This window comes from Sphingopyxis sp. (assembly GCF_016793825.1).
Lineage (GTDB): Bacteria > Pseudomonadota > Alphaproteobacteria > Sphingomonadales > Sphingomonadaceae > Sphingopyxis.
In genome coordinates this window covers 1-4,129 of the sequence record NZ_JAEULM010000001.1, presented here as the reverse complement: position 1 = coordinate 4,129, position 4,129 = coordinate 1, and the positions used below count along the sequence as shown (strand labels likewise).

Annotated in this window: 3 protein-coding genes; 1 reads left to right on the top strand and 2 read right to left on the bottom strand. The window is 59.8% G+C overall.

All coding sequences use genetic code 11. From position 1 onward, the window contains the following. Positions 1-248: 248 nt before the first annotated feature. A complete protein-coding gene (locus JNM03_RS00015) occupies positions 249-2,474 on the bottom strand; it encodes a P-loop NTPase fold protein (RefSeq protein ID WP_294033403.1) in 2,226 nt (741 codons plus the stop codon). A gap of 46 nt (positions 2,475-2,520) precedes the next feature. Further along, on the bottom strand, positions 2,521-3,321 hold the full coding sequence (locus tag JNM03_RS00010; protein WP_294033401.1) for a hypothetical protein: 801 nt from the start codon (positions 3,319-3,321) through the stop codon (positions 2,521-2,523). 127 nt (positions 3,322-3,448) lie between these two features. Here JNM03_RS00010 and JNM03_RS00005 point away from each other — a divergent pair, with 127 nt between their 5' ends. Then, positions 3,449-4,072: a hypothetical protein gene (locus tag JNM03_RS00005; RefSeq protein WP_294033399.1), complete on the top strand. Its 624-nt coding sequence runs from the start codon at positions 3,449-3,451 to the stop codon at positions 4,070-4,072. The last annotated feature ends 57 nt before the right edge of the window (positions 4,073-4,129 follow it).

Here is a 4,129-nt window from a genome sequence, read left to right as displayed (position 1 = left end):
GCGCACGTCCGCTTTTGGGCAGCAACTGGCTACCTCGCCATCAGCGCAAAACAACTTTCCCCATAGCTCAGTCCATGCGGCCCGCGGTTCGGGCACCGAAGACTTTCTGACGCCTATCGGCGTCTGAAACTCTCAACGGTTTGAGACTGTCCGCTTCTATGCGTAAGTCGAAAAAGCGGCCGAAGAAGCATCGACATCGTCACATTTGACGAACTCCTTGAACGAGCACGTTTCATCAGGCGCAATCATTAATCGTCCGCTGGAATCTCATCCCCATCGGGCGCCGCCGGATTAAGATGCAGAAACGCAAACTGCTCGGCGATCCTCCGATCGTCATCCCCAATATTCCCGTCTGCTTCGCGCCACTCGGCCTTCGCAATCTCTTCGCCGAATGCCGCTTCCAACTGGGCAAATAGCGCGTCCATATCGAAAACCGTGGCGAGCCCGCGATAATTGTCACGCGTAAGATCGCTGATCCGAGTGACGCCGTCGCCGCCCTGCGTCCGGCCAGCAAAAGCCTTCACGAAGCGCACAGCATTAGAAGCATCTGCCGCGAGGGTCTCGGCGAGCAGCTCGCGAAGCCCCCGCTGCGTCGCCTCAGAGCCACTCGACCTGATTGCGTTAAAGACCCGACCGATGCGATCACCGACTTGTTCGAATATATCGCCCTGCCGGGCCATGGCTCGTAGCCGGCCCAACATTAGGGCGCCAAGGCGCTCAACGCGAAGCGCCGGAAGCGAGGCGCGGTCGTTCGGTCGCTTCGGCTCGGCTAGCGAGCGCCGCACGATATGCGACGCGAAGAAGAGAGAGTCTGTGTCCTCGATGGCGGCAGCCAGCCAGGAATCTTGTTGCTCGGCATCTGCGCGAGCGGCGAGGCGCGTCACGAGGGTCGCGGCTTGCGACAAGACGAAGTCCCCCATCATGATGTCGCGGGTGACCGGGATCGACGCGGCGTTGGATGCCACCGCACGAATAATCGGCAAGGAAGCATCGATGGGAAGCGTTTCCTCCCGGCTACGTAGCTTCCTGACGAGGAGCTCGGCAGCGCCGAGGGTAAAGCTATCGGCAACAATGACGCGGGCGGCGCCGACGTCACCGGCAGCAGCAACGCCTACAAGCTCGTCGACGACCTTGTCGGAGATGTCGCCCTGAGGAACCGCGTAGCCAAAGTAGCGCGGAAAATAGTCGCGGCCACAGATTCGCTTTTCGGCGTTCCAAGAGGCGTCCCAATCATCCCCATATCCCATGGTGCTGAAGCGCGGAAACAATCCGATAAGGAAGTCGCGAACGGCCTTCTTCTCGTCTTCCCCCGCCTTCAGGGCATCGATCGCGGCCTCGACGGGAGAAAGACGCTGACCTTCGCGCTGCTCACGCGATCGCAACATCGTGTCGGGGCTTTTTCGAACCGCCTCATACAGCTCGGGATAGAAGATGCGCAGCGCCTCGATCTGGACCTGGTCGACGGCGCGCACCTCGTCCTTCAGGAGAGGAACCGCGAAGCTCAGGGCATTGTCGAGAAGCTTGACCTGTCGTGGGGTTTTTAACGCATGCACGAACCCGGACGCCAACGCATGCCCCAGCTCGGATCCCTCGCCTTCCTTGAGTTCGATCTGGTTCGCAGAAAGGGTCCGGTCGCACGCCGCAAACATAAGGTCGCGCAGCTTCTCGCGGCGCACCGGCGGCAGATGAAGCGGAACCTGCACGATCTTTTCGAGGAAGCGTCGGCCTGCGACGGGGTCGCCTGAGCCATAGGCCTGGCCGAGCGCCTCTGCAACGACCGCGTCGTCGAATGCCAGAATATAGGTCGTATGGTCGAAACCGCCCGACAGGCGAACCAGTTTGAACAGGGTCTGGATGTCGGCCCGGTCGAGGCGATCGATATCATCGACGAAGATCACGACCTTCTTGCGATGCCGACGCAGGATTTCGCCGAGCTTGTCTCGGGCGTCGGTGAGCGCCTCCGTGGTCATCGCCTTGCCGACATTCTTGATGCCCTCGCCGACATAGGGGACACCCCCGCCGAAGGTCTCCATGACGGAGCCAATCTTCTCGAGTGTGAAGTAGCCGCTCTTCTCAAGTTTCGCCTGGATTGATGCAAAGAAGCTTCGAGTCAGCTGCTCGGTCGTGTCGCCGTAGAACCACGGATTATAATCCATGGCGATGATGTCGGGATTATTCTCCAGAGACTCGCGGATCATGGCGAGGGTCGAGGTCTTTCCGTCCCCCCAGGGACCATAGAGCCCGATCACCAAGCTCGAGGGATCCACCCGCCCAGCGATGATGCCGGCAATCTGTTCGGCGAACGGCGCACGGTCGAAGATGTCCTCAGCCTTCCGCTCGATCGGCCGGTCTGCCTGCATAGCGGTATTGTCACCCCCAGCCTCAGCCTCAGGATCGCGCGTTCCTGCGTTGGCGGGAGGGGCCGCAGGTGTCTCCCGCCGCCGCAGGAGATAATCTTTTACCTTTTCGAGCACAGCCACAGTCCCCTGTTCCCATCACATCGCGCTCAATCGGCACACCCTAGGTCGTGGTCGCAACCGAGGGATTGCCGATCTCGGCCAACAAGTAATTAATGTAGCTTCGCGTAAGGTTGCAGTAGAGATGGGCTTCCTTGAGGGACGGTGAAACGTCTGCCGACAATTTGGTCCCATGACGAACTCCGCCGCCTGTAGGTGACGACAGGAAGCCGTGCATCCTAGCCATCCAACCCAGCGCTTCGGCGAGGGCCGCCCCGCGATGATTGGACCGGAGCGCCCGAACGATTTCATTGAAATATTTGCCCTCGACGGTTCCGGATCCGCTCTCCTGGCCCTGAAAGGCCGTGGCCACGGTCTCCAGAAGCCAGAGGATTTCCTGCACGGCTTGCCTGGGTCGATGTTCCAGCAGCAGGCGATCCGCCTGGTCGAGCGAAGCATGTATCAGCGCGACCGACTTTTCCCCGATCGAAGGAGCCGGAGCTTGCACTGCGATCGGCGTTTGGGGATTGCGCGGCAAAAGATCGGGCGGGCGAACTTCGAACGGGACCGAATGATCAAAAAGAAGCTGGTTTACCACGTCGGCGTCGGGAAGCCCGATCTCAGGATATTGCGCCCGGACCTGCATGCAGCCGTCCCAGAATGCGCTGATGAATGTTGGGGCGTTTTGCCCCGCGCTCATCATGCTGACGTGCAAGTCGCTGATGGCCCAGCTTTCACTAGAGCTTGAACTTTGGCCGCCGTTGAACTTCGCCTTGAACAGCTCGAATATCGACCAAGAAGATTCAGTCTGACCGGCAATCGTGTGAACGAGCGAATTGAATGCGTGCACCGCGACCGGTTCCATAGGAACTTGCGTCCCGTACCGCCACGCTGTCGGCATGTTCAAACTCACCCGTCGGTCCTTTTGCTGGCGCCAGAAGATGTGACGACATAGTCACTCGGACGCGCCATTTGAACGAGGGATTGCACCAATGCCGACAGAGCCTGACGCGTTCGCGCATCAACAGTCACTGCAAGCGATTGAAATGTATTCCTCATTTCGTAGAATACTCGACGACGACGGCCCAGACGATTTGCGGTTCATGCCGTATAATTGGTGGCGCCTTCCGGATCCCATCGGCGGTCTTTGGCTACCCTATACTCAGATGCTCAGCGAATATGCCGCGGAACTGGCAAATATAATCAACGATCTCACGCACGACGTGCAACGGCTTCGCGCGTGGGCGCGCGTAGTTCAGCCCCTGACGGACAGCGAAAAACTCGCTGCGTGCCACGAGTTCATCGATACCCTCGGGACCGTGGCGCTTGGCCGCCCCTATGCCATCAAATCGCGCTTCGCCTATGCTTCGGGGCATTTGTGCCATCAAGCCAATATGGCCAAGGACCTTGCGAGTTGGCGCGACGAATTCCCGGACAGCCGTGTTCTGTATCTCAATGACATCGACCCCGTGTGCCGGGACTGGAGGAAGTTCCGGTCGTTCAAGCGACGGGTCGAGGCCATTGGGGGGACAGCTGTCAAACGGCGTTCAAAAGGGACCCCCGATCGGCGTCGAAGAGGGACCCCCTTTTCGGATAATATGATGCTGGTTTGTTGAAGATGGCCTTGCGCTGCGTGCGGCGGAGGGCGGGCGTAGCCCGACCGGAGGCGCGCG

Excerpts from the sequence above, each read along its gene's own strand:
- JNM03_RS00005 (WP_294033399.1), top strand. The coding sequence starts at position 3,449 with ATGCCGACAGAGCCTGACGCGTTCGCGCATCAACAGTCACTGCAAGCG.
- JNM03_RS00010 (WP_294033401.1), bottom strand. The coding sequence starts at position 3,321 with ATGGAACCGGTCGCGGTGCACGCATTCAATTCGCTCGTTCACACGATT.